23 protein-coding genes and 1 riboswitch are annotated in these 24,387 nt (G+C 74.7%); of the genes, 7 read left to right on the forward strand and 16 right to left on the reverse strand.

The window, feature by feature from the left end; all coding sequences use genetic code 11:
* Nucleotides 1-21: 21 nt before the first annotated feature.
* The 9 genes from ACYVJ4_RS13815 to ald form a co-directional block, all read right to left on the reverse strand.
* A complete protein-coding gene (locus ACYVJ4_RS13815; protein WP_460460714.1) occupies nucleotides 22-1,125 on the reverse strand; it encodes a prephenate dehydrogenase in 1,104 nt (367 codons plus the stop codon).
* Nucleotides 1,122-1,484: a chorismate mutase gene (gene aroH, locus ACYVJ4_RS13820; RefSeq protein WP_460460715.1), complete on the reverse strand. Its 363-nt coding sequence runs from the start codon at nucleotides 1,482-1,484 to the stop codon at nucleotides 1,122-1,124. Before aroH ends, ACYVJ4_RS13815 begins: the two co-directional genes overlap by 4 nt.
* A gap of 2 nt (nucleotides 1,485-1,486) precedes the next feature.
* Nucleotides 1,487-2,404: a pseudouridine synthase gene (locus ACYVJ4_RS13825; protein WP_460460716.1), complete on the reverse strand. Its 918-nt coding sequence runs from the start codon at nucleotides 2,402-2,404 to the stop codon at nucleotides 1,487-1,489.
* Nucleotides 2,401-3,039, reverse strand: coding sequence for an SMC-Scp complex subunit ScpB (gene scpB / locus ACYVJ4_RS13830; protein WP_460460717.1), 639 nt, complete (start codon nucleotides 3,037-3,039; stop codon nucleotides 2,401-2,403). The genes ACYVJ4_RS13825 and scpB overlap by 4 nt, the downstream gene beginning before the upstream one ends.
* 43 nt (nucleotides 3,040-3,082) lie before the next feature.
* Nucleotides 3,083-4,474, reverse strand: coding sequence for a glycoside hydrolase family 25 protein (locus tag ACYVJ4_RS13835; protein WP_460460718.1), 1,392 nt, complete (start codon nucleotides 4,472-4,474; stop codon nucleotides 3,083-3,085).
* A 24-nt stretch (nucleotides 4,475-4,498) separates the two neighbouring features.
* Nucleotides 4,499-5,383: a segregation and condensation protein A gene (locus ACYVJ4_RS13840; RefSeq protein ID WP_460460719.1), complete on the reverse strand. Its 885-nt coding sequence runs from the start codon at nucleotides 5,381-5,383 to the stop codon at nucleotides 4,499-4,501.
* Nucleotides 5,384-5,399: 16 nt separating this feature from the next.
* Nucleotides 5,400-6,215, reverse strand: coding sequence for a ParA family protein (locus tag ACYVJ4_RS13845; protein WP_460460733.1), 816 nt, complete (start codon nucleotides 6,213-6,215; stop codon nucleotides 5,400-5,402).
* A 195-nt stretch (nucleotides 6,216-6,410) separates the two neighbouring features.
* On the reverse strand, nucleotides 6,411-7,391 hold the full coding sequence (xerD, locus tag ACYVJ4_RS13850) for a site-specific tyrosine recombinase XerD (protein WP_460460734.1): 981 nt from the start codon (nucleotides 7,389-7,391) through the stop codon (nucleotides 6,411-6,413).
* Nucleotides 7,388-8,503: an alanine dehydrogenase gene (gene ald, locus ACYVJ4_RS13855; protein WP_460460720.1), complete on the reverse strand. Its 1,116-nt coding sequence runs from the start codon at nucleotides 8,501-8,503 to the stop codon at nucleotides 7,388-7,390. Before ald ends, xerD begins: the two co-directional genes overlap by 4 nt.
* A gap of 182 nt (nucleotides 8,504-8,685) precedes the next feature.
* On the opposite strand from ald, the gene ACYVJ4_RS13860 reads away from it, so the two are divergent.
* The gene (locus ACYVJ4_RS13860) at nucleotides 8,686-9,303 is read left to right on the forward strand and encodes a hypothetical protein (protein ID WP_460460721.1); all 618 of its coding nucleotides are present in this window, start codon (nucleotides 8,686-8,688) and stop codon (nucleotides 9,301-9,303) included.
* A gap of 16 nt (nucleotides 9,304-9,319) precedes the next feature.
* Here the strand turns inward: ACYVJ4_RS13860 and ACYVJ4_RS13865 are convergent, their stop codons facing one another.
* On the reverse strand, nucleotides 9,320-9,703 hold the full coding sequence (locus tag ACYVJ4_RS13865) for a pyridoxamine 5'-phosphate oxidase family protein (RefSeq protein WP_460460735.1): 384 nt from the start codon (nucleotides 9,701-9,703) through the stop codon (nucleotides 9,320-9,322).
* 80 nt (nucleotides 9,704-9,783) lie between these two features.
* Between ACYVJ4_RS13865 and ACYVJ4_RS13870 the strand changes: the two genes are divergently transcribed.
* Genes ACYVJ4_RS13870 through ACYVJ4_RS13880 form a run of 3 tightly spaced genes read left to right on the forward strand, consistent with a single transcriptional unit; the run spans nucleotide 9,784 to nucleotide 13,926 of the window.
* The gene (locus tag ACYVJ4_RS13870; RefSeq protein WP_460460722.1) at nucleotides 9,784-10,443 is read left to right on the forward strand and encodes a nitroreductase family protein; all 660 of its coding nucleotides are present in this window, start codon (nucleotides 9,784-9,786) and stop codon (nucleotides 10,441-10,443) included.
* 31 nt (nucleotides 10,444-10,474) lie between these two features.
* Complete coding sequence (locus ACYVJ4_RS13875) at nucleotides 10,475-12,946, forward strand: DNA gyrase/topoisomerase IV subunit A (protein WP_460460723.1); 2,472 nt, start codon at nucleotides 10,475-10,477, stop codon at nucleotides 12,944-12,946.
* Entirely contained in the window at nucleotides 12,943-13,926 is a 984-nt protein-coding gene (locus ACYVJ4_RS13880; RefSeq protein ID WP_460460724.1) for a sucrase ferredoxin, read from the forward strand. Before ACYVJ4_RS13875 ends, ACYVJ4_RS13880 begins: the two co-directional genes overlap by 4 nt.
* On the opposite strand, the gene ACYVJ4_RS13885 is transcribed toward ACYVJ4_RS13880, so the two are convergent.
* A complete protein-coding gene (locus tag ACYVJ4_RS13885; protein ID WP_460460725.1) occupies nucleotides 13,923-16,061 on the reverse strand; it encodes a DNA gyrase/topoisomerase IV subunit B in 2,139 nt (712 codons plus the stop codon). The genes ACYVJ4_RS13880 and ACYVJ4_RS13885 overlap by 4 nt on opposite strands.
* A 266-nt stretch (nucleotides 16,062-16,327) precedes the next feature.
* On the opposite strand from ACYVJ4_RS13885, the gene ACYVJ4_RS13890 reads away from it, so the two are divergent.
* Together ACYVJ4_RS13890 and ACYVJ4_RS13895 are read left to right on the forward strand one after the other, a co-directional pair.
* Nucleotides 16,328-16,555, forward strand: a complete 228-nt coding sequence (locus tag ACYVJ4_RS13890; RefSeq protein WP_460460736.1) for a DUF7455 domain-containing protein — start codon at nucleotides 16,328-16,330, stop codon at nucleotides 16,553-16,555.
* 93 nt (nucleotides 16,556-16,648) lie between these two features.
* Entirely contained in the window at nucleotides 16,649-17,125 is a 477-nt protein-coding gene (locus tag ACYVJ4_RS13895; RefSeq protein ID WP_460460726.1) for a DUF456 domain-containing protein, read from the forward strand.
* Between the two features lie 64 nt (nucleotides 17,126-17,189).
* On the opposite strand, the gene ACYVJ4_RS13900 is transcribed toward ACYVJ4_RS13895, so the two are convergent.
* Nucleotides 17,190-18,782: an RNA polymerase sigma factor gene (locus ACYVJ4_RS13900; RefSeq protein ID WP_460460727.1), complete on the reverse strand. Its 1,593-nt coding sequence runs from the start codon at nucleotides 18,780-18,782 to the stop codon at nucleotides 17,190-17,192.
* A gap of 206 nt (nucleotides 18,783-18,988) precedes the next feature.
* Nucleotides 18,989-19,390 (reverse strand): universal stress protein, encoded by a 402-nt coding sequence (locus ACYVJ4_RS13905; protein WP_460460728.1) that lies wholly within the window; start codon nucleotides 19,388-19,390, stop codon nucleotides 18,989-18,991.
* 115 nt (nucleotides 19,391-19,505) lie between these two features.
* On the opposite strand from ACYVJ4_RS13905, the gene ACYVJ4_RS13910 reads away from it, so the two are divergent.
* Nucleotides 19,506-21,149 carry a glutamate--cysteine ligase gene (locus ACYVJ4_RS13910; RefSeq protein ID WP_460460729.1) on the forward strand — a complete coding sequence of 548 codons (1,644 nt, stop codon included), beginning with the start codon at nucleotides 19,506-19,508 and terminating at the stop codon, nucleotides 21,147-21,149.
* A 13-nt stretch (nucleotides 21,150-21,162) separates the two neighbouring features.
* Here ACYVJ4_RS13910 and metX read toward each other — a convergent pair whose 3' ends face one another.
* The 3 genes from metX to ACYVJ4_RS13925 form a co-directional block, all read right to left on the reverse strand.
* A complete protein-coding gene (gene metX / locus ACYVJ4_RS13915) occupies nucleotides 21,163-22,296 on the reverse strand; it encodes a homoserine O-acetyltransferase MetX (RefSeq protein WP_460460730.1) in 1,134 nt (377 codons plus the stop codon).
* Nucleotides 22,296-23,612 (reverse strand): bifunctional o-acetylhomoserine/o-acetylserine sulfhydrylase, encoded by a 1,317-nt coding sequence (locus ACYVJ4_RS13920; protein WP_460460731.1) that lies wholly within the window; start codon nucleotides 23,610-23,612, stop codon nucleotides 22,296-22,298. The genes metX and ACYVJ4_RS13920 overlap by 1 nt, the downstream gene beginning before the upstream one ends.
* Nucleotides 23,613-23,835: 223 nt before the next feature.
* A riboswitch (SAM riboswitch) is annotated at nucleotides 23,836-23,949 on the reverse strand.
* 83 nt (nucleotides 23,950-24,032) lie between these two features.
* Nucleotides 24,033-24,387 (reverse strand): DUF4192 family protein (locus ACYVJ4_RS13925; protein WP_460460732.1); only part of this gene is annotated, 355 nt, incomplete at its 5' end.

Below are 24,387 nucleotides of genomic sequence, written 5' to 3' on the forward strand. Positions count from 1 at the left end.
CTGACCCAGGGTAGTCGAGTCTCAGGCGTGGACGGTCCAGCCGAGGGCGCGCAACGCCTCGACGAGCGTCTGCGCGGCCGCGGGCACGACGTCGATCTCGGCCAGCGCCATGGGCCGGCCCTCGCTGTGCTCGAGCCGCAGGTCCTCGAGGTTGACGCCGGCGTCGCCGACGTCGCGCAGCAGCCGGGCCAGCTCGCCCGGGCGGTCCGGCACGACCACCGGCACCCCGACGTAGGCGGTGGGTGCGGTGCCGTGCTTGCCGGGGATGCGGGCCTGGCCCTCGTTGCCGGCCGCGACGAGACCGGCGACCGCCGCGCGCGCGCCGGGGGCGTCGTCCGGCTCGGCCCCCAGGGCGTCGACCGCGGCGATGACGGCGTCCAGGTCGTCGCGCAGCGCGTGCAGCGTGCGGGCCACCGCCGTCGCGTTGCCGGCCAGGATCTGGGTCCACAGGTGCGGGTCGCTCGCCGCGATGCGCGTGACGTCGCGCACGCCCTGGCCCGACAGCGCGACCGCCTGGTCGGGCACGGCGCGCAGCCGCGCGGCCACCAGGCTGGCGGCGACCTGCGGCACGTGCGAGACGACGGCCACCGCCTCGTCGTGGTCGGTGGCGTCCATGACGGCCACGACGGCGCCCAGCGCCTGCGCGGTGGCGCGCACCAGGTCGACCGCGGCGGACGACGTCGCGTCGGTGGGCGTCAGCACCCAGGGCCGGCCGGTGAACAGGTCGGCCCGCGCCGCCACGGCGCCGGACCGCTCGCGCCCGGCCAGCGGGTGACCGCCGACGTACCGCGACAGGTCGGCGCCGAGGTCGTGCAGCCGTTGCAGCGGAAGGGACTTCACGCTCGCGACGTCCGTGACCACCGCGGCCGGGTGGGCGACGAGCTCGGCCGCGACGACGTCCGCGACGACGTCCGGCGGCGCGGCGACCACGACGAGGTCGACGACGTCGTCCGGTCCGGCCAGGCGCCCGGCCCCGAGGTCGCGGGCCAGGGCGACGGCGCTCGGCGACGGGTCGGCGAGCACCACCTCGACGTCCAGCCCGCGCAGCGCGAGCGCGACGCTCGTGCCCACGAGCCCCGTGCCGACCACCCGCACGGTGGCCGGCAGCGCGACCGGCGCGCTCACTGCGCGATGTCCAGCCGCAGCGCCGCGGCGCCGCGCAGGTACACGTGCTGCACGGCCGTGCGCGGGACGTCGGTCTCGACGTGCGCCATCAGCCGCACCACCCGCGGCAGCGAGCCCGGCACGTCGATCTCGACCGTGCACAGCAGCGGGACGTCCCCCAGGCCGAGCTCGCGGGCCGCCACGGCCGGGAACTCCGAGCGCAGGTCCTTGGTGACGGTGAAGACGATCGAGATGAGCTGGTCGGTGCCGAGGTCGTTGGCCCGCATGACCTCCTGCACCAGCTCGCGGGTGGAGGCGAGCAGGTGCTCGCGCTCGTCGACGTCGAGCTGGGTCGCACCGCGGATCGCGCGCACCGCCACGGCTACAGCCCTGCCGCCGAGAACAGCTGGCCGACCTCGGTGCGGGTCAGGACGCGCCACCGGCCCTGGCGCAGGTCGCCGAGGTGGATCGGCCCGACCTGCACGCGCACCAGCCGCTCGACCGGGTGGCCGACCTCCTCCAGCGCGCGCCGGACGACGTGCTTGCGGCCCTCGTGCAGCACGACCTCGACCAGCGCCTTGCCCGGCTGGGAGTCGACCAGCCGGAAGCTGTCGACCCGCACCGGGCCGTCGTCGAGCTCGACGCCGTCGCGCAGCCGCCGGCCGACGTCGCGCGCCACCGGGCCCGGCACCTCGGCCAGGTAGGTCTTCTGCACGCCGAACGCCGGGTGCTGCAGGCGGTGCGCGAGGTCGCCGTCGTTGGTCAGCAGGATCAGGCCCTCGGTCTCGGAGTCGAGCCGCCCGACGTGGAACAGCCGCTCGGGGCGGTCGGCCATGAAGTCCCCGAGCGAGACGCGGCCGAGGTCGTCGCTCATGGTCGACACCACGCCCGCGGGCTTGTTGAACGCCAGGTAGAGCTTGTCGTCGTCGACCTGCACCCGCACGCCGTCGACGTGCACGACTTGGCGCGAGGGGTCGATCCGTACCCCCTGCTCGACGACGACGTGGCCGTCGACCTGCACCCGGCCCGCGGCGATCAACGCCTCGCAGGCCCGCCGGCTGCCGACCCCGGCCTGGGCCAGGACCTTCTGCAGCCGCACGCCGTCCTCGACGTGGACGTCGGCCGCCACCTCGGGCACCGGCGCCTGCGCCCGCGGGCGGCGGGCCGGACGGGAGGACTTCTTGGCCTGCGCGCCCCGCGGGCCGCCCTTCGCGCCGCCGCGCGCCCCGGAACCCCGGCCGCTGGAACCACGTCCCCCGGAGCCGCGGCCGCCGGAGCTTCGTCCCTCGGAGCCGCTCACAGCGCCGCCCCCTCGGTGAGCTCGTCGAGCGCGTCGATCTCGGGCAGGTACGGCGCCAGCGCGGGCAGCTCGTCGACGCCCGTCAGGCCGAGCCGCTCCAGGAAGTAGGACGTGGTGCGGTACAGGATCGCGCCGCTCTCGCCGTCCGAGCCGCTCTCCTCGACCAGGCCGCGCGCCACCAGGGTGCGCATGACGCCGTCGACGTTGACCCCGCGCACCGCGCTGACCCGGGCCCGGCTGACCGGCTGGCGGTAGGCGACGACCGCGAGGGTCTCGAGCGCGGCCTGGGTCAGGCGCGCCTGCTGCCCGCCCACGACGAAGCGCTCGACCACGCCGGCGTAGTCGGCGCGGCTGAAGACCCGCCAGCCGCCGGCGACCTCGCGCAGCTCGAAGCCGCGGCCCTGCTCGTCGTACTCGGCGGCCAAGCCGCGCACCAGCTCGGCGACCTCGCCCGGTGGCAGGCCGAGCGTCTCGGCCAGGGTCACCTCGGCGACCGGCTCCTCGACCACCATGAGCACCGCCTCGAGGGCGCCGCGCGCGCCAGACGGCAGCGCGTCGAGGTCGAGCCCCTCGGGGGCCTCCTCGACCGGCTGGTCCGGCTCGCTCGGCTGCTCGTCGGTCGGCTGGTCGGTCATGGGCGCCGAGTCTAGTGGCGCCCGGGGACCGCTCCGCGCCGCGTCAGCGCACCACCCGCACGAGGCGCGCGGGCGAGGTCGTGCCGGCGGTCGAGTAGGTCGAGGCGAGCACGACCTTGAAGCTCGAGGAGTGCTTCGGCCGCAGCACCGTCGCGTAGCGGCCGGTGGACGCGGACGTGGTGATGCTGCGCACCGCGGTCCAGGCGCCGGAGCCGACGCGCTGGTAGACGACGACCGTGCGCCGCACGAGCGGGGCGTGCCCCTGGGTCGTGAGCGCCGTGCCGGCGAGGCGCACCGCGCTGCCCGCGTGGACCGTCGTGCGGTCGACCTTGGACGTCAGGGTCGTGAGCGTGCGGTCGCGGATCTCGTGCGCGCGCACGGGCGACCAGGACGACGCGATGGTCGTCGTGCCCGCGAACCACACCCGGTAGCGCGCCGCCGCGGTGGGGTGCAGCACGAACCGGTAGGAGCCCGTGGCCGCGCTGGTGCGGGTCGAGGCGACCGACGTCCAGGCGCCGTTGCCGACCTGGCGGTAGAGGCGGACGGCGACGTCGCGCACGGGCACGCCGCGCTCGGTGCGCAGCCTCCCGGCCACCTGCCACGCCGACCCGCGGTAGGCGACCGGGCTCGTGGTGGTCGCCGTCGAGGCCGTGCCGGGGTGCGCGAAGGCGTGCAGCTGCGCCGACGTCCCGTTGAAGACGTCGAGGTCGACGTCGGTGCCGATGCCGGACACCCGGCCGGTCGCCGAGTACTGGTGCACCGCGTAGTTCGGCCAGCCGCCCGGGATCGACGGCGTCTTGGTCTGCCAGTGCGCGATCCACAGCGGGTAGGCGTGGAAGCCCTGGCTGTCGTGCAGCGCGCTGCGCCAGAACGACGGCGAGGTGTAGATCATCGGCTGGCGGCCGGTCAGGCGGCGCACCGTGGTCAACCAGGTCCGCGCCCAGGTCGACAGCTGCGCGGGGGTGAGGCCGCCGGTGACCTCGAGGTCGAGCACCGGCGGCAGGTCACCCGGGTCCTGCATGCGCCCGGTGACGGCGACGAACGTCTGGGCGTCACGGGTGGCCGAGCCGGAGCGCTTGCTCGGGATCGCGTAGTGGTAGGCCCCGCGGTAGAGCCCGTGCGCCTCGGCGCCGGCCCAGTTGCGGGCGAAGCAGGCGTCGCGCGACGTGACGCCGCCGCTCGTGCGGGTGGCGCGGATGATCACGAAGCCGCGCGAGGTGGAGGCCACGCGCGACCAGCTCAGCGCGCCCGCGTCGCAGGACTCGGACGGCCCCGCGCTCTGCCAGCGCGACACGTCGATGCCCACGGGCCGCGGCCGGGCGGGCGCGGCCGCGCCGGCAGCGCCGACCCCGGCGAGCGGGGTGACGACGGCGGCGAGGGCGACGGCGGCGACCAGGGTGCGGGCAGGGCGACGGAAGGCGAGGACGTGCGGCATTCCTCCGGTGTCGACCGGTGATCTTCAGGTCTTGAGCGCGTCGTCCTCGTCGGTCGGCGGCGCGTCGGACGGCGGCGCGTCGGCCACCTCGTCGTCCTCGTCGAACTCGTCGCTGACCTCGACGTCGCCCTGGTCCTGCCCGGTCCAGCGCACCGTGAGCTCGCCGAGCGGGCTGACCTGGTCGAAGCCGACCGAGCCGTCGCGGAACAGCTCGAGCAGCGCCAGGAACCGCGCGACCACGACGAGCGTGCTGCCGGCGTCCGACGTCAGCGACCGGAACGTCGCCGACCGCTGCCGGCGCAGGACGTCGACGATGAGCGCTGCCTGCTCGCGCACGCTGACCGGCGGGGCGTGCAGGTGGGCCAGCCCGACGGTGGGCTCGGCCTTGGGGGCCAGCGCCCGCGCGGCGATGGCGGCCAGCTGCTCCGGCGTGATCGACATGACGAGCTCGGGCAGCAGGCCGGCCAGGTGCGGCTCCAGCGGCGTCTGACGGGCGTGCCGTCGTCCGGCCTCGGCCATCCGGCGCTCGAACACCGCGGCGACCTGCTTGAACGCGCGGTACTGCAGCAGCCGGGCGAAGAGCAGGTCGCGCGCCTCGAGCAGGGCCAGGTCGTCCTCGTCCTCCACCTGCGCCGAGGGCAGCAGCCGGGCCGCCTTGAGGTCGAGCAGCGTCGCGGCCACCACGAGGAACTCGCTGGCCTGGCCGAGGTCCCAGCCCTCGCCGTCGCCGTGCCCGCGGATGTGGGCCATGAACTCGTCGGTGACTGCGGCGAGCGAGACCTCGGTGATGTCGAGCTGGTGCTTGGAGATCAGGCCCAGCAGCAGGTCGAACGGGCCCTCGAAGACGTCCAGGTGCACCTGGAACGGCGCCGAGCGACCTCGTCCGGTCAGCGGCGAGGCGTCGTCCACGACGACCACCCGCGGCTCAGGCGGCGTCGCCGCGGGCGATGAGCTCGCGGGCCAGCTGCCGGTAGGCCTCGGCACCCGCGTGCGTCGACGCGTACGTCGTGATCGGCTCGGCGGCGACCGAGGCGTCGGGGAACTTCACGGTGCGGCCGATCACGGTGTGGAAGACCTGGTCGCCGAACGCCTCGACCACGCGGGCCACGACCTCGCGGCTGTGCAGCGTGCGGCCGTCGTACATCGTGGCGAGGATGCCGTCGATCTCGAGCGCCGGGTTGAGCCGGTCCTGCACCTTCTCGATGGTCTCGACCAGCAGCGCGACGCCGCGCAGCGCGAAGAACTCGCACTCGAGCGGGATCAGCACGCCGTGCGCCGCCGTGAGGGCGTTGACGGTCAGCAGGCCGAGCGAGGGCTGGCAGTCGATGAGCACGACGTCGTAGTCGTCGACGAGCGGGCGCAGCGCCCGGCCGAGCACCATCTCGCGGGCCACCTCGCCGACCAGCTGCACCTCGGCGGCCGACAGGTCGATGTTGGCGGGCAGCACGTCCAGGCCCTCGACGGCGGTGGGGCGCACGACCTGGCGCACGTCGGTGCTGCGGTCCATCAGGACGTTGTAGACCGTGACGTCGAGCTCGTGCGGGTTGATGCCCAGCCCGACCGACAGCGCCCCCTGCGGGTCGAAGTCGACGAGCAGCACGCGTCGCCCGGCCTCGGCCAGGGCCGCGCCCAGGTTGATGGTCGTCGTCGTCTTGCCGACGCCGCCCTTCTGGTTGCACATCGCGATGATCCGCGCCGGGCCGTGCGAGGCCAGCGGGGCCGGCTCGGGGAACGTCGGCACCGGTCGGCCGGTGGGGCCGACGCCCGGCGCGGGGTCGACCGGCTCCGAGGCCGCGGTCGGTGACGCGGCGGTCGGTGGCTGGACGCTCACGGGGTGTCTGCTCCAGGGCGGTGCGTAGTGCGGTCGGGTGCCCGTGACCCTAGCCGCGCGCCGCCGGGCCCTTCAAGGCACCCCGCCGGGCTCGGCCCGAACGGCTCACAGCGCGCGCGGGTGGGCCGCCGCGTAGACCTCGCGCAGCCGCTCGGCCGTCACGAGCGTGTAGATCTGCGTGGTCGTGACCGATGCGTGGCCGAGCAGCTCCTGCACCACGCGGACGTCGGCGCCGCCGTCCAGCAGGTGGGTGGCGAACGAGTGCCGCAGCGTGTGCGGGCTGACGTGCGCGCCCAGGTGCGCGCGCTCGGCGGCGGCGCGCAGCGCGGTCCACGCGCTCTGCCGCGACAGCCGGCCGCCGCGCGCGTTGAGGAACACCGCGGTGGTGGCCCGGCCGCTGCGCTCGGACCCGGCGAGCGCGAACGCCGGCCGCGCGCGCACCAGGTAGGCCCGCAGCGCCTCGCGGGCGAACGAGCCCAGCGGCACGACGCGCTCCTTGCCGCCCTTGCCGAGCAGCCGCACCCCGCCGTGCTCCAGGTCGAGGTCGTCGACGTCCAGGCCCACGGCCTCGCTGATCCGCGCGCCGCTGCCGTAGAGCACCTCGAGCAGCGCGCGGTCGCGCAGGGCGCCCGGGGTGTCGCCCACGGACGCGGCCTCGAGCAGCCGCTCGACCTCGGCGGTGCTGATGGCCTTGGGAAGCCGCTTGGGCGTGCTCGGGGGCCGGACGTCGGCCGCCGGGTCGTGCGTCGTGACGTCCTCGAGCAGCAGGAACCGGTGCAGGCCGCGCACCGCCACCAGGCAGCGCGCCGCGGACGTCGCCGTCAGCGGCTGGTGGCGCTCGTCGCCCTCGCGCAGGTGCGTGACGAACGCGGCGACGTCCGCCTCCCCCACCGCCGCGGGGTCGTCGACGCCGCGGTCGGCCAGGAAGGCGAGGTAGCGGCGCAGGTCGCGGCGGTAGGACGCGAGCGTGTTCAGCGCCGCCCCCCGCTCGACCTCCAGGTGCTCGAGCCAGCCCGCGGCGGCACCGGTGAGCGCCGCCGACGCCTGGGGCGCCGGCGGCGGCTCGACCGCTGGGGCTCGGCTCAGCCGAGCACCTCGGCCAGCGCGACCGACGGCATGCCGTGGGCCTGCGCCACCGGCTCGTTGGTGACGTGGCCGTCGTGGGTGTTCAGGCCCAGGGCGAGCGCGGGGTCGCGGCGCAGGGCGTCGCGCCAGCCGCGGTTGGCCAGCTCGACCGCGTAGGGCAGCGTCACGTTCGTCAGGGCGTAGGTGGAGGTGTGCGGCACGGCGCCCGGCATGTTGGCCACGCAGTAGAACACCGAGTCGTGCACCTGGTACGTCGGGTCGGCGTGCGTGGTGGGGCGCGAGTCCTCGAAGCAGCCGCCCTGGTCGATCGAGATGTCGACGAGCACGCTGCCCGGCTTCATCCGCGAGACCTGCTCGTTGGTGACCAGCGTCGGCGCCTTGGCGCCCGGCACCAGCACGGCGCCGATGACCATGTCGGCGTCCATGATCGCGCGCTCGACCTCGTAGGCGTTCGACGCGACGGTCTGGCAGTGGCCCTGGTAGATGGCGTCGGCCTGGCGCAGGCGGGCGATGTTGCGGTCGAGCAGCAGCACCTCGGCCTGCATGCCGAGGGCGATCGCCGCGGCGTTCATGCCCGAGACGCCGGCACCGATCACGACGACCTTGGCCGCGTAGACGCCAGAGACCCCGCCCATCAGCACGCCGCGGCCGCCCTGGGCGCGCATGAGCGTGTGGGCGCCGACCTGCGGGGCCAGCCGGCCGGCGACCTCGCTCATGGGGGCCAGCAGGGGCAGGCTGCGGTCGGGCAGCTCGACGGTCTCGTAGGCGATGCCCGTGACCTTGCGCTTCGCGAGCTCCTCGGTCAGCGGGCGGTCGGCCGCCAGGTGCAGGTACGTGAAGAGGGTCTGGCCCTCGCGCATCCGCTCGTACTCGGACGCGATCGGCTCCTTGACCTTGAGCACCAGGTCGCCCGTGCCCCACACGTCGTCAGCCGTGGGCAGGATCGTGGCGCCGGCCTCGACGTAGTCGGCGTCCACGATGGACGAGCCCACGCCGGCCTCGGTCTCGACGAACACCTCGTGGCCGTTGCGCACGAGCTCGTGCACACCGGACGGCGTGATCGCCACCCGGTACTCGTGGTTCTTGACCTCGCGGGGAATACCGACCTTCACGGTCACACGTCCTTCGCACACGTCCCGAGCGGACGGCGCCGTTGCCGTCCGTCAGCCCCGATCTGGGGTGGCAGGCGCGAGTGTAGCGGTGGCTCGACAGGCCTCCGGGCGGCTCCGAGCGGCAGACTGTCGCGGGTCCGCGCCGCCGCGATACACCCTGCGAACCCTCGCGAGGAGCACCCATGAGGCTGTACTCCGCCCTGCCCGCCCGAGCGCTCGGCCAGGTGGTCGGCGACCTGCTGCTGGTGGCCTGGGTCTGGTTCGCGGTCCGCGCCGGCCAGGCGGTGCACGAGGCGACGCTGCGCCTCGCCGAGCCGGGCCGCCAGCTCGAGGGCGCCGGGCGCGACCTGGGCTCCGGCCTGCACGGAGCGGCCGAACGGATCGGCGGCCTGCCGGTCGTGGGCGGGGACGTGCGCGGACCGCTCGACGAGGCCAGCCGGGCGACCGGCGCCCTGGTGCGCGCGGGCCAGGACCAGCAGCACGCCGTGGGCCGGCTGGCGCTGCTGCTCGGGGTCCTCGTCGCCGTGCTGCCGGTCGTGCTCGCCGTCGTGGTCTGGGTGCCGCCGCGCGTGCGCTTCGTGCGCCGGGCCCGCGCCGCGCAGAAGTTCGTGGACGCCGACGCCGACCTCGACCTGTTCGCGCTGCGGGCCATGGCGAACCAGCCGATGCACGTGCTGGCGCGGATCACCGACGACCCGGCCGGCGCCTGGCGGCGCGGCGACGCCGCCGTCATCCGGGCGCTGGCCACCACCGAGCTGAAGGCGGCCGGGCTGCGGCCACCACCCGCACGGACGGCCTGAGCCGCCCCGCGACGGTCTAGTCGGAGGCCTTGGCCTCGCCCCAGCCGTGCCAGTGCTCGACCTCGAACCACGCGCTGACGCGAGGCCGCTCGCGGTTGGCGTAGCGGTGACCCGTGTAGAGCGTCGAGAGCCGGTCGATGTCGGCCAGGCCCTCGTCGTCCGCCCAGCGAACCACCCGGCCTCGCACGCTGACGTGGGTGTACCACTCGCCGTCCTTCAGAGCGGTGAGCGCGACCCGCGGGTCCTGACGCATCCAGGCCACCCGGGCGCGCTCGGCGTCCATGTTGACCAGCACGGTGCCGTCGTCCTCGACCAGGTACCACGTGGCGACCGACATGGGCTGGCCGTCCGGCATCAGCACGGCCACGACGGCCGGGTTGGGTCGGCGCAGCAGCTCCATGGCGTCGTGCGGCAACGGCGGCTTGGGCACGCGGGTCCTCCTGCGGTGAGCGGGCTCCGGGGGTCTGCCACGATCCTGGCATGGAGCTGCAGCAGGCGATCCGTCGACGGCGCATGGTCCGCGCCTACCAGCCCGACCGCCCGGTGCCGGACGACGTCGTCGACGTCCTGCTGGACCACGCCGTGCGCGCGCCCAGCGCGGGGTTCAGCCAGGGCTGGGACTTCGTGGTGCTGCGCGAGCCGGCCGACCGCGACGCCTTCTGGCGGGCCACGACCGACCCGGACGACGAGCCCGACGCCTGGCTGCGCGGCCTGATGACCGCGCCGCTGCTGGTGCTGTGCCTCAGCGACAAGAGCGCCTACCTCGACCGCTACGCCGAGCCCGACAAGGGCTGGACCGACCGCGACGAGGCCCGGTGGCCGGTGCCGTTCTGGGACGTCGACACCGGCATGGCCGCGCTGCTGATGCTGCTCACGGCCGTCGACCAGGAGCTCGGCGCCTGCTTCTTCGGCGTGCCGCCCGCGGCGCACGACGCGCTGCGGGCGGCGCTCGACGTCCCGGCCGACCACCGCTTCGTCGGCGTCGTGTCGGTCGGGTACCCCGCGCCCGACCGCCGCTCCCCCAGCCTGCGCCGCGGACGTCGTCCGGTGGCCGAGGTGGCGCACGAGGGCCGGTTCGGCGAGCCGTACCGGCCCGCGGGCGGGTCGCTGGGTGATGATGGGGGCGCACCGCCCGCCTGACCCAGACCCACCCCGAGGAGCTCGTCCGCGCATGGCTCGCCGATCGTCGTCCGCACCGCCGCCCGAGGACTACACCGAGCGGATCGTCGACATCGACGTCCAGCACGAGATGCAGGGCTCGTTCCTGGAGTACGCGTACTCGGTCATCTACTCGCGCGCCCTGCCCGACGCCCGCGACGGCCTGAAGCCGGTGCAGCGCCGGATCCTGTTCGCGATGTCCGAGATGGGGCTGCGGCCCGACCGCGGGCACGTCAAGAGCTCGCGCGTCGTCGGCGAGGTCATGGGCAAGTACCACCCGCACGGCGACACCGCGATCTACGACGCCCTGGTGCGCATGGCCCAGCCGTTCTCGATGCGGCTGCCGCTGGTCGACGGCCACGGCAACTTCGGCTCGCCGGACGACGGCCCGGCCGCCATGCGCTACACCGAGGCCCGCCTGGCGCCGGCGGCGCTGCTGATGACGACGGACCTGGACGAGGACACCGTCGACTTCGTCCCGAACTACGACGACCAGCTCCAGCAGCCCGACGTCCTGCCCGCGGCCTACCCCAACCTGCTCGTCAACGGCGCGAGCGGCATCGCGGTCGGCATGGCCACCAACATGGCGCCGCACAACCTGGTCGAGGTGATCGGGGCGGCCCGCCACCTGATCGCCCACCCGGACGCCTCGCTGGACGACCTGATGCGGTTCGTGCCCGGCCCCGACCTGCCCACCGGCGGTCGGATCGTCGGGCTGGACGGCATCCGCGAGGCCTACGAGACCGGCCGCGGCTCGTTCCGCACCCGCGCGACGGCCCGGGTCGAGAACGTCACCCCCCGGCGCAAGGGCATCGTCGTCACCGAGCTGCCGTACACCGTCGGCCCGGAGAAGGTGCGCGAGAAGATCGTCGAGCTGGCTCGCGCCAAGAAGATCCAGGGGATCTCGGACGTCGTCGACCTCACCGACCGCGCGCACGGGCTGCGGCTGGTCATCGAGGTGAAGAACGGGTTCAACCCGGACGCGGTGCTCGAGCAGCTCTACAAGCTGACGCCGATGGAGGACTCCTTCGGCATCAACAACGTGGCCCTGGTCGACGGCCAGCCGCGCACCCTCGGACTGCGCGAGCTGCTGCAGGTCTACGTCGGCTTCCGGCTCGACGTCGTGCGCCGCCGCAGCGAGTTCCGGCTGGCCAAGGCCCGCGACCGCCTGCACCTGGTCGAGGGCCTGCTGGTCGCGATCCTCGACATCGACGAGGTCATCGCGATCATCCGGTCCAGCGACGACGCCGAGTCCGCGCGCACCCGGCTGACCCAGGTGTTCGACCTGTCGACCGTGCAGGCCGAGTACATCCTCGAGCTGCGGCTGCGGCGGCTCACCAAGTTCAGCCGGCTCGAGCTGGAGAAGGAGTCCGAGGAGCTGCGCCGCACCATCGACGAGCTCGTCGCGCTGCTCGACCCAAGCGACGACGGCCCGCTGCGCCGACTGGTGTCGGACGAGCTGGCGGCGGTCGCGAAGGCGCACGGCACGCCCCGGCGCACGGTGCTGCTGGCCTCGGCCGGGGCGCCGGCCAGCGCCGCCGCCCCGCTCGAGGTGTCGGACGACCCGTGCTGGGTGCTGCTGTCGTCGACCGGGCTGCTCGCCCGCACCGCGGACGCCGAGCCGCTGTCGACGTCCGAGGACCGGCACGCGCACGACGCGGTCGTGGCCGCCGTCCGGACGACGGCCCGCGGCGACGTCGCCCTGGTGACCTCGCGCGGGCGGGCGCTGCGGCTGTCGGTGCTCGAGTTGCCGGCGCTGCCACCCACCAACGGCGCGCCCAGCCTGGCCGGTGGCGCCCCGCTCGGCGCGTTCCTCGACCTGCCCGCAGGTGAGCGCGTGGTCACGCTGTCCTCGCTCGACCCCGCCTCCCCCGGGCTGGCGCTCGGCACGGCGCAGGGCGTGGTGAAGCGCGTGGTGCCCGACCACCCGGGCGGCCGCGACGAGTGGGAGGTCGTCGGCCTCAAGGACGGCGACGAGGTCGTGGGCGCGGTCGAGCTGCGCACCGGCGACGAGGAGCTGTGCTTCGTCACGACCGACGCCCAGCTGCTGCACTTCCCCGCCGCGTCGGTGCGGCCGCAGGGCCGTCCGGCCGGTGGCATGGCGGGCGTGAAGCTGTCGGGCGGGGCCCGGGTGCTGTGGTTCGGTGCCGTCGACCCGGCGCAGGACGCCGTGGTCGTCACCGTCGCCGGCTCGACCGGCGCGCTGCCGGGCACCGAGCCCGGCGCGGTCAAGGTGACCCCGTGGAGCGAGTACCCCGGCAAGGGCCGCGGCACCGGCGGCGTGCGCTGCCACCGGTTCCTGCGCGGCGAGGACACGCTCATCCTGGGCTGGGCCGGAGCGGCTCCGGCGCGGGCCAGCGCCGGGAACGGCAGCGCGCTCGACCTGCCCGCGGCCACCGGCAAGCGAGACGGCTCCGGCGTGCCGGCCGCCGCCCCGGTCGACGCGGTCGCCTCACCGGCGGGTCTGCTCACGGCCGCCCGGTGACGGCCGCGCCGGCCGACCCGGCGGCGCCGCTGTTCTCGGTGCTGTCGGCCGAGCTCGACGAGCCGGCGTACGGCTCGGCCGCCACGGCCCGGCTGTGGCTGGCCCTGGAGCAGAACGGACCCTGGGGGCGGGTGGCGGCCACCGACAGCCACCTCGACCCGGACGTCGGCGCCGCCCTCGACGCGCTCGCCGGCTCGGTGGGCGGGCGGTTCGCGCTCGTGCGGCGTCCGGGCCGGCACGCGGACGACGACCGGCCCGACCACCGCGGCCACGAGGTGCTCGTGGCCTGGGCCTGCCCGGTGGCGCCGTGGCTGCTGCGCGGCCGGACCGCGGACCCCCGGCAGCTGCTGGCGCTCGACCCCGCTGCCCTGGCGGTGGGTGACGCCGACGCCGTCGTCGCCTCGGCGCCCGAGCTCGGGCTGGTGCGCGACGACCGCCCCGAGCTGCTGGTGTGCACCAACGGCCGGCGCGACCTGTGCTGCGCCGTGCGCGGTCGCCCGGTGGCGCTGGGGGCCGCGCGCCGCCGTCCGGGCCAGGTCTGGGAGACCTCGCACACCGGAGGGCACCGGTTCGCCCCCACCGCGGTGCTGCTGCCCAGCGGCGTCACGCTGGCCCGGCTGGACCCCGACCTCGCGGTCGCCGCGCTGGACGGTGCAGCGGACGGCGCGCTGCCGGTGGTGCTGCACGGCCCCCGCCACGACCGCGGCCGCAGCGCGCTGGCCCCGGCGCTGCAGGCCGCCGAGTCCGCGGTGCGGGCCGACGTCGGCGAGGTGTCGGTGGGCGCGCTGGTGCCGGTGCTGGTCGACACCCCGGACGACGCCACCTGGGTGGTGCAGGTGCGCCACGCCGACGGCCGCGCGTGGGCGCGCACCGTGCGCCGCACGACCGGGCCGGTGGCGCGGCCGGCCTCGTGCGGCAAGCCCGCCGAGCCGGAGGTGCACCTGCAGGTCAGTGGCACCGACGGACCCGAGGTCGGCTAGGCGTCGATGCGCTCGCGGTCGAGCGCGGCGGCCCCCTCGACGATGAAGTCCTTGCGCGGCGCGACGTCGGAGCCCATCAGCAGCTCGAAGACCCGCTCGGCGTTCTCGGCGTCCGGGACCGTGACCCGGCGCAGGGTGCGGTGGCGCGGGTCCATCGTCGTCTCGGCCAGCTGGTCGGCGTCCATCTCGCCCAGGCCCTTGTAGCGCTGGATCGGCTCCTTGTAGCGCCGGCCCTTCTTCTCGAGCTGCTTGAGCAGGGTGCGCAGCTCGCCCTCGGAGTAGGTGTAGACGACCTCGTTCTTCTTGCTGCCCGGGTTGACGATCTCGACCCGGTGCAGCGGCGGGACGGCGGCGAACACGCGGCCCTCGTCGACGAGCGGGCGCATGTAGCGGAAGAACAGCGTGAGCAGCAGGGTGCGGATGTGGGCGCCGTCGACGTCCGCGTCGGTCATCAGCACGACCCGCCCGTAGCGCGCGGCCTCGAGGTCGAACGAGCGGCCGGAGCCGGCGCCGACCACCTGGATGATCGCGGCGCACTCGGCGTTCTTGAGCATGTCGGCCACGGAGGCCTTCTGGACGTTGAGGATCTTGCCCCGGATCGGCAGCAGCGCCTGGTGGTCGGACGAGCGGGCCAGCTTGGCCGTGCCCAGGGCGCTGTCGCCCTCGACGATGAACAGCTCGCTGCGCTCGACGTCGCCGGTGCGGCAGTCGGCCAGCTTGGCCGGCAGGGACGACGTCTCGAGGGCGTTCTTGCGGCGCTGGGTCTCCTTGTGCAGCCGGGCCGAGATGCGGGTCTTCATCTCGGAGACGACCTTCTCGAGCAGCAGCGCGGCCTGCTGCTTCGGCCCGCGCCTGGTCGAGGTGAGCAGGGCGGTGAGCTCCTTCTCGACGACGCGGCTGACGATGCCGCGCACCGCGTTCGTGCCCAGCACCTCCTTGGTCTGGCCCTCGAACTGCGGCTCGGCGAGGCGCACGGTGACCACCGCGGTCAGGCCGGCCAGGACGTCGTCCTTGTCGGGGCGGTCGCTGCCCGCCTTCAGCCGCCGCGCGTTGGCCTCGACCTGCTTGCGGAAGGTCTTCAGCAGCGCGGCCTCGAAGCCGCCGAGGTGGGTGCCGCCCTTGGGGGTGGCGATGATGTTGACGAAGGAGCGCACGTGGGTGTCGTACCCGGTGCCCCAGCGCAGCGCGACGTCGACCTCGCACTCGCGCTCCACCTCGGTGGGCGTCATGTGGCCGCGGTCGTCGAGCACCGGGACGGTCTCGCGGAAGGTGCCGGTGCCCTGCAGCCGCCACACGTCGGTGACCGGCGCGTCGGTGGCCAGGAACTCGACGTACTCGGTGATGCCGCCCTCGTGCAGGAACACCTCCTCGTGCGGGCCGTGCTCGCCGGGCGTGCCCGCGAGCCGCCGCTCGTCGCGGATCGTCAGGGCGAGGCCGGGCACGAGGTAGGAGGTCTGCCGGGCGCGGGTGACGAGCTCGTCGTAGCTGAAGCCGGCGTCGCGCAGGAAGATCTGCCGGTCGGCCCAGTAGCGGATGCGGGTGCCGGTGACGCCGCGCCGGGCCTTGCCGGTGATCGCGAGCTCGGAGCCGTCGATGAAGGGCGCGAAGTCGTGGTCGGGCGACGGCTCGCCGCGGCCGTCGGCGAAGCGGCCGGGCTCGCCACGGCGGAAGCTCATCGAGTGCACCTTGCCGCCGCGCTCCACGTGCACGTCGAGCCGGGCCGACAGCGCGTTGACGACGCTCGCGCCGACGCCGTGCAGGCCGCCGGTGGCGGTGTACGAGGAGCCGCCGAACTTGCCGCCCGCGTGCAGCTTGGTGAAGACGACCTCGACGCCGGACAGGCCGGTCTTGGGCTCGATGTCGACCGGGATGCCGCGGCCGTCGTCGTGCACCTCGACCGAGCCGTCGGCGTGCAGCGCGATCTCGATCCGGTGGCACACGCCGGCCAGCGCCTCGTCGACGGAGTTGTCGATGATCTCCCACAGGCAGTGCATGAGCCCGCGGCCGTCGGTGGACCCGATGTACATGCCGGGGCGCTTGCGGACCGCCTCCAGCCCCTCGAGCACCGACAGGTGCCGCGCCGTGTAGTCGCCGCCGGTGGCGGGCTTGCGACGGGCGGCGGGCTGGGCGCTCACGGGTGGGGTGCTCCTGCGTGGCTCGGCGGGACGGTCGGCTGGGACGGACGGGTGCCGGGGCCTCAAGGCCCGCCCTCACGGTACCGATCAGGGAGGACAGCACGGTGCAGGCGCGGCCGGTGCGGACCGACGGGCGTTTCGCGCTCGGCGAACCGCCGACCCACCTGCGCTGCGGGAACGATCCGAGGTGCTTGACTGTTGACCATCTCGACGACGCCGGTGGATCCGGCGTCGGTCGTCTGACCGACGAAGAGAAGGAAGGTGACGTGACCGCAACTCTCGCCCCCAGCCCACTGACCGTAGCCGACCGCTGCGACCGGTGCGGAGCTCAGGCGTACCTCCGGGTCGTGCTCACCAACGGTGGGGAGCTGCTGTTCTGCGCCCACCACGGCCGCGAGCACTCCGACGCCCTCTCCGCAGCGTCCGCGACGATCCAGGACGAGAGCGACCGCCTTCAGGAGACGCCGGCCACGGCACCTGCTGACGAGCGCTGACGCGCTCCACGACCTGCTGACAGGCCCCCGGCACCGCTGCCGGGGGCCTGTCGCGTCCTCGGCCGTCGCCGGCCGGTGGCAGGATCGGGCCTCGTGACCCTCACGGACGTCGTCGTCGGCCTGGTGATCCTGGTCGGCCTGGTCGGCGTCGTGGTGCCGGTGCTGCCGGGGCTGCTGCTCGTGCTCGGCGCCGTGCTCGCCTGGGCGCTGGAGCGCCAGGACGCCGGTGGGTGGGTCGTGCTCGCCGTGGTGGCCGCCGTCTTCGCCGTGGGCCAGGTCGTGAAGTACCTGCTGCCCGGCCGGCGGCTGCGCGAGGCCGGCGTGCCGACGTCCACGATGCTGCTGGCGGTCGCGCTCGGCGTGGTCGGCTTCTTCGTGATCCCCGTCGTAGGGGTGTTCGTGGGGTTCGTGCTGGGCGTGTACCTCGCCGAGCGGTTGCGGCTGCACACGCACGCGGCGGCCTGGCCGTCGACCAAGCACGCGCTCAAGGCCGCCGGGTGGAGCGTGCTGATCGAGCTGACGACCGGGTTGCTGATGGGCGCGGTCTGGCTCGTCGGCGTCCTGGTCTAGCCCGTCCGGCCGAGGGACGACGAAGGCCTCGGACGTCGTCCGAGGCCTTCGTCGTGCGGTGCGCTCAGTCCAGGTAGTCGCGCAGGACCTGGCTGCGGCTGGGGTGGCGCAGCTTGCTCATCGTCTTGGACTCGATCTGGCGGATCCGCTCGCGGGTGACGCCGTAGACCTTGCCGATCTCGTCCAGCGTCTTGGGCTGGCCGTCGGTGAGGCCGAAGCGCATGGACACGACGCCGGCCTCGCGCTCGGACAGCGTGTCGAGCACCGAGTGCAGCTGCTCCTGCAGCAGCGTGAAGCTCACGGCGTCGGCCGGGACGACGGCCTCGGAGTCCTCGATCAGGTCGCCGAACTCGCTGTCGCCGTCCTCGCCGAGCGGGGTGTGCAGCGAGATCGGCTCACGGCCGTACTTCTGCACCTCGACGACCTTCTCGGGCGTCATGTCGAGCTCCTTGGCCAGCTCCTCCGGCGTGGGCTCGCGGCCGAGGTCCTGCAGCATCTGGCGCTGCACGCGGGCCAGCTTGTTGATGACCTCGACCATGTGCACCGGGATGCGGATGGTGCGGGCCTGGTCGGCCATGGCGCGGGTGATGGCCTGCCGGATCCACCAGGTGGCGTACGTCGAGAACTTGTAGCCCTTGGTGTAGTCGAACTTCTCGACCGCGCGGATCAGGCCGAGGTTGCCCTCCTGGATCAGGTCCAGGAAGAGCATGCCGCGACCGGTGTACCGCTTGGCCAGCGAGACGACCAGACGCAGGTTGGCCTCGAGCAGGTGGTTCTTGGCCTTCTTGCCGTCCTGGGCGATCCACCACAGCTCGCGCTTGTGCTTGGGGTCGATCTTGGTGCCGGCGTTGAGCCGCTCCTCGGCGAACAGGCCGGCCTCGATCCGCTTGGCGAGCTCGACCTCCTGCTCGGCGTTCAGCAGGGCGACCTTGCCGATCTGCTTGAGGTAGTCCTTGACCGGGTCGGCCGTGGCACCGGCCGTGGCGACCTGCTGCGCGGGCGCGTCGTCGTCGTCGTCGGTGATGACGAAGCCGGACTCCTCGACCTCCTCGGCCGCGACCTCGCCCTCGGCGGGCTCGGCGGGGGTCGCGCCCTCGTCGTCGGCCTCGTCCGGGGCGGTGGTCTCGGTCGGCCCGGCCGCAGCCTTCTTGGCAGCCGTCTTCTTCGCGGCCGCCGGCTTCGTGGCGGTCTTGGCGGTGGCGGCCTTGGTGGCCGGGGCGGCCGCGGCCTGCGCGGCCTCGACGACGGCGTCGGCCTTCTTGGTCGCGCTCTTGGTCGCGGTCTTCGCGGCCGGGGCCGCCTTCTTCGCCGCGGTCTTGGCGGCGGGCGCCTCCGCCGGGGCGGCCTTCTTCGCGGTCGCCTTCTTCGCGGTCGCCTTGGTCGTGGCGCTCGCACGCTTGGTGGTCGCCGTGGCCGCGACGGCGCGCGCGGGTGCGGCCTCGAGCCGGACGGCGATGCCCTGCTCGTCGAGGGCGCGCAGCACGGCCTTCATGCGGCGCAGGGGCAGCTCGGCGTCCTCGAGGGCGTGGCGCACCTGGCCGGCGTCGACGTAGCCGTTGGTGCGGCCGCGACGCAGGAGGTCCTGCAGGGCGGGGCGGGTGAACTCTGCCGGGAGCGAGGCAGCGGACTGGGACCGGGCGGTCGGGACCGACGACACGGACAACCTTTCGTCGCGGATGATCTGGCGGCACGAGGACGGCGCGTTCGGGCACGTCCACGGCCGGTCGCACGGTTCAACGCGCGGGGCGGGGAGGAAATGCCCGGGCCGCGGGACAGATCCCCTCGGCCGGACTCAGGCAGACATTGTAGAACGGACCGGCGCACTCGCGCTCCGCCCCACGCGGGAGGGACGGGTACGAGCCGTCAGGCGTCGGCCTTGACGGCCAGCACCGGGCAGGGGGCGTCGAGCAGGATCCGCTGGGCGTTGGAGCCCAGGATCAGCTTGCCGACGGGCGTGCGGCGCCGCAGGCCGATGACGATGAAGTCGGCGCCGATCTCCTCGGCCACGGCGATCAGGTCCTCGGCCGGCTCCAGGCCGCGGACGAGCTGGCGCACCTCGTGCTCGATGCCGGCCTCGGACAGCTCGCGCTGGACGGCGGCGAGCTCGGCCTCGTAGCGGGTGGCGTCCTCGGTGGCGAGGTCCTTGCCGCCGCGGTTGGAGTTGATGACGACGAGCCGCGTCGAGCGCAGCCGGGCCTCCTCGGCCGCCCGGCGCAGCGCCGCCCGGCCCTCGTTGGTCGGCACGAATCCCACGACGATCGCCATCGGTCCTCCAGTCTCCACCGGCCCGCCCTCGCGCCGGAACGGCACGACCGTACCGGACGTCCGTAGGCTGGGCACGACCCCGCAGCAGCCGCCGCGGCGACGTGACGAGGCCTCCATGCAGCCGACGCCTTCCAGCGGTCCCACCCTGGGCCTGGAGGAGGAGCTGCACGTCGTCGACGCGGGCACCGGCCGGCTCACCAGCCGCGGTCCCGAGCTGCTCGACGGGCTCGGCGCCGACCCGGCCCGCGCGGCCTCGTTCGCCGAGCACGGCAGCGTGGTGGCCGAGCTGACGCTGTCGCAGGTCGAGACCGTCACGTCGGTGGCGACGTCGGTCGAGACGGTGCTCGACAAGGCCCTCGCCCTGCGATCCGTGGTGGCGCGCGAGGCCGAGCACCAGGGGGTCGCGCTGGTCGCGACCGGGACGCCCGTGCTGGGTGACGCGGGCGAGCAGCAGGTGGCCCCCGACGAGCGGTACCGCGCGCTGCGCGACCGCGGGGCCGGGCTGGTCGAGCAGCAGCTGATCGCGGGCATGCACCTGCACGTGGGCGTCGGAGCGCCCGGGCCGGTGGCGGACGCCGACGACGACGCCCGGGTGGCGGTGGCCGACGCGCTGCGGCTGTGGCTGCCGCCGCTGCTCGCGATGACGGCGAACTCGCCGTACTGGCTGGGCCACGACACCGGCTTCGCCTCCTACCGGCAGGTGCACTGGCAGCGCTGGCCGGTCGCCGGTCCCCCGCCCTTCGGCCGCGACGCCGCGGGTTACGCGGCTGCGGTCGGCGCGCTCGTCGACGCCGGGGTCGTCGACGACGCGAGCTACGCCTACTGGGACCTGCGCCTGGCGACGCGCTACCCCACGGTCGAGGTGCGGGTCGCGGACGTCGTCCCCACCGTCGACGACGCCGCCGTGTTCGTCGCGCTGGTGCGCGGGCTGGTGGCGCGGGCGCTGGCCGACCACGAGGCCGGGCGCCACGCGCCCGACGTCCCGCTGCACGCGCTGCGCGCCGCGACGTGGCGGGCCGCGCGGTACGGGCTCTCCGACCGTCTGGTCGACCCGACGTCCGGGACGCTCGCCCCGGCGCACGAGGTGCTGCGCACGATGGCCGAGCACGCCCGGCCAGGCCTCGAGGCCTGCGGCGACCTCGACCGCGCGCGCGACGGCCTGGGCCGGGTGCTGCGCGAGGGCAACGGAGCCGACCGCCAGCGCCGGGCGTTCGAGCGGGGCGGCTGGTCGGCGGTGCTGGACGTCGTCGTCGACGCCGCCGACGCCGACCGGGCCGTCGGCACGCACGGCGACGGCAACGGCTGGGTGCGCTGCGCGGCCGGTCACCGGCACTGGGGCCGCCACGGCGCGGCCGGACTCGTCGTGGTGCGGCCCGGCCCCCGCGGGCCGCAGGTGCTGGTGCAGCTGCGGGCGGCGTGGACCCACCAGGGCGGCACGTGGGGCGTGCCGGGCGGGGCGCGCGACAGCCACGAGAGCGTGAGCCAGGCGGCCCGCCGGGAGGCGGTCGAGGAGGCCGGCGTCGAGCCCGCGCAGCTGGTCGATGTCGCCGAGGTGGTCGACGACCACGGCGGCTGGTCGTACACCTACGTGGTCGCGACCGCTCCCGCGGACGCCCGGGCGTTCGTGGCCAACCGCGAGAGCGACCGGGTCGACTGGGTCGAGCTGGACGACGTCCCCGACCGGCCGCTGCACCCCGCCCTGGCCGAGAGCTGGCCGCGGCTGCGCGAGCTCGTCGACGACCTGGGCGCGCGGGTCTGAGGCTGCTGCGGGCTCAGCCGCGGCAGCCGGTGCGCACGCCGAGCGCGGTGCGGACCACCTCGCCGACCTGCGCGGTCTCGATGAGAAAGCCGTCGTGGCCGTACGGCGAGGTGACGGTGCGCACCGGGCGGGCGGCGGCCGCGCCGGCGACGATCTCGTCGGACAGCCGGGGCGGGTAGAGCCGGTCGCTGTCGACCGCCGCCACCACCAGGTCGCACGTGACGCGGCGCAGGGCCGCGGCCACTCCCCCGCGCCCGCGGCCGACGTCGTGCGCGTTCATCGCCTCGGTGAGGACCACGTAGGAGCCGGCGTCGAAGCGGCGCCCGAGCTTGTCGGCGTGGTGGTCGAGGTAGCTCTCGACCGCGTACCGCCCGGTGCCGCCGACGGGCTGCTCGTCGCCCTGCGCCTCCCGGCCGAACCGCTCGGCGAGCTCGAGCTCGCTGCGGTAGGTCACGTGGGCCACCCGACGGGCGATGCCCAGGCCGGTGACCGGACCGGGCCCGTCGAGGTCGTGGTAGTCGCCGCCGTGCCAGTGCGGGTCGCTGCGGATCGCCAGCAGCTGCGGTGCGCACCAGGCGATCTGCTCGGCCGTGGCGTAGGGCGTCGAGGCCAGGACGACGGCCGAGGCCAGCCGCTGCGGGTGGGTGACGGCCCACTCCAGCACGCGCATGCCGCCCATCGAGCCGCCGACCACGCCGGCCCAGCGCTCGACGCCGAGCTGGTCGGCCAGGCGCACCTCGGCCTCGACCTGGTCGCGCACCGTGAGGAACGGGAAGCGCGAGCCCCACGCCCGCCCGTCGGGAGCGGGCGACGCGGGACCGGTCGTGCCCTGGCAGCCGCCGAGCACGTTCGGCGCGACGACGAACCACTCGTCGGTGTCGAGCGCCCGCCCGGGACCCACCAGGGCGTCCCACCAGCCCGCGGTGGGGTGGCCCGGACCGGCCGGGCCCGAGACGTGGCTGTCGCCGGTGAGCGCGTGCAGCACCAGCACCGCGTTGTCGCGCGCGGCGTTGAGCGTGCCCCAGGTCTCGTACGCGACCCGGACGTCGGGCAGCGCACCGCGGGCCTCGAGGGTGATGGTGCCGACGTCGGCGAGCTGCCGGCGCCCGACGGGATCCCCCTCCCGCCAGGCGCCGCCGCTCGTCATCAGGCGCCCTTGGCCGCGCGGAAGCCCGCCTCCAGGTCGGCCAGGATGTCGTCGATCCCCTCGATGCCCACCGACAGGCGCACCAGACCGGGCGTGACGCCGGTGGCCCGCTGCTCCTGCTCGGACAGCTGGCTGTGCGTCGTGGACGCCGGGTGGATCACCAGGCTGCGCACGTCGCCGATGTTGGCCACGTGGCTGTGCAGCTCGAGCGCCTCGACGAAGGCCTGCCCGGCCTCGGCGCCGCCCGCGATCTCGAAGGCCAGCACCGCGCCGGCGCCCTTCGGGGCGTACTTGCGGCCCAGCTCGTACCACGGGCTCGACGGCAGCCCCGCGTAGGCGACGCTCTCGACCTCGGGCCGCTCGGCCAGCCAGGCGGCGACCGCCTTGGCGTTCTCGACGTGCCGCTCGACGCGCAGGCTCAGCGTCTCGAGCCCCTGCGCGATGAGGAACGCGTTGAACGGCGACACCGCCGCGCCGAGGTCGCGCAGCAGCTGCACGCGCGCCTTGAGGATGAACGACAGGTTGGCGCCGAACGGGCTGCCCACGCCGAGGTCTCGGGCGTAGACCAGGCCGTGGTAGCTCGGGTCGGGCTGGTTGTAGTTCGGGAAGCGCTCGGGGTGCTGGGCGTAGTCGAAGGTGCCGCCGTCGACGATCACGCCGGCGATCGACGTCCCGTGGCCGCCGAGGTACTTGGTGGCCGAGTGGACCACGACGTCCGCGCCCCACTCGAGCGGGCGCACGAGGTACGGCGTGGCGACGGTGTTGTCGACGACCAGCGGCACGCCGGCCTCGTGGGCGACGGCCGCGACGCCCTCGATGTCAAGCACGTCCTGCTTGGGGTTCGAGATCGTCTCGGCGAAGAAGACCTTGGTGTTCGGCCGCACCGCGGCCTTCCACGACTCGAGGTCGTCGGGGTCCTCGACGAAGGTCGTCTCGATCCCGAGCTTGGGGAACGTGTAGTGCAGCAGGTTGTACGTGCCGCCGTACAGGCTGGGGCTGGCCACGACGTGGTCGCCGGCCTCTGCGACGTTGAGCAGCGCGATGGTCTCGGCGGACTGGCCGCTGGCGACCAGCAGCGCACCGACGCCACCCTCGAGGCTGGCGACGCGCTGCTCGACGGCGTCGGTGGTGGGGTTCATCAGCCGCGTGTAGATGTTGCCGAACTCCTTGAGCCCGAACAGGTTCGCGGCGTGCTGGGAGTCGTTGAACACGTAGGACGTGGTCTGGTAGATCGGCAGGGCGCGGGCGCCCGTGGCCGGGTCGGCGCTCTGGCCGGCGTGGATCTGACGGGTCTCGAAGGACCAACCGTCGCTCATGGGGCTCTCCTCGGCAGGTAGGGGGTGGCGGCGCCGCGGGGCGGCACGCGCTGGTGCGGGGTGGACGGCGTCGCCCCACCTGGTCGCGGCCGGGGACGGCTCGCGCACGCCGGTCGGCGGGGCCGACGGGCGGTCAGGGACTCGAGGGGGCGACGGTCTGCGTCAACGGCACGTTCGACAGGTCATCACGGGCTCCAACGTCGTGGGGCCCGTCGACCTGACGGACCCGCGCTTGCCGCTGCCTGACGGCGACGGCCCGGTCATCACCCGGGGCACCCCACCGCGGTTGGAGGGTTGCCGGCCAGCGAGCCGGGGCTTGGCGCTGGCACTCATGACCTGGTCAGGACCGTACCACGGGGCGTCCAGGGCTCGGACACCGCGTCTCGCTCCTCGGGACGCCCGACCCGCTGCGACCCGCCGTCAGCCCCCTCGTGACCGGTCGACCCAGGACGGCGCCACCCCCGCCCGCAGCAGCTGGTCGGCGAGCAGCGCCATGCGGTAGCCGGGGTCGATCGCCAGCGCCCGGTCGACGCACGCGTTGGCGAGGGCGCCGTCACCGGCGTGCCAGTGCTGCAGCGCGAGCAGCGTCAGCGGCGGCACCGCCCAGTCTCCGTCGACAGCGGTGGCCAGGTCGGTGAGCACGGCGGTCACCGGGTCGGACCCCGGGTCGTCCGGGACGACGACCGGCTCCCCGCCCTCGCCCGCGGCGAGGGCCTGCAGCCAGCCGCAGTGCCGCTGCGCGACCGCGTCGCGCAGCGCGAGGTCCTGCAGGCCG

The organism is Angustibacter peucedani (assembly GCF_054779595.1).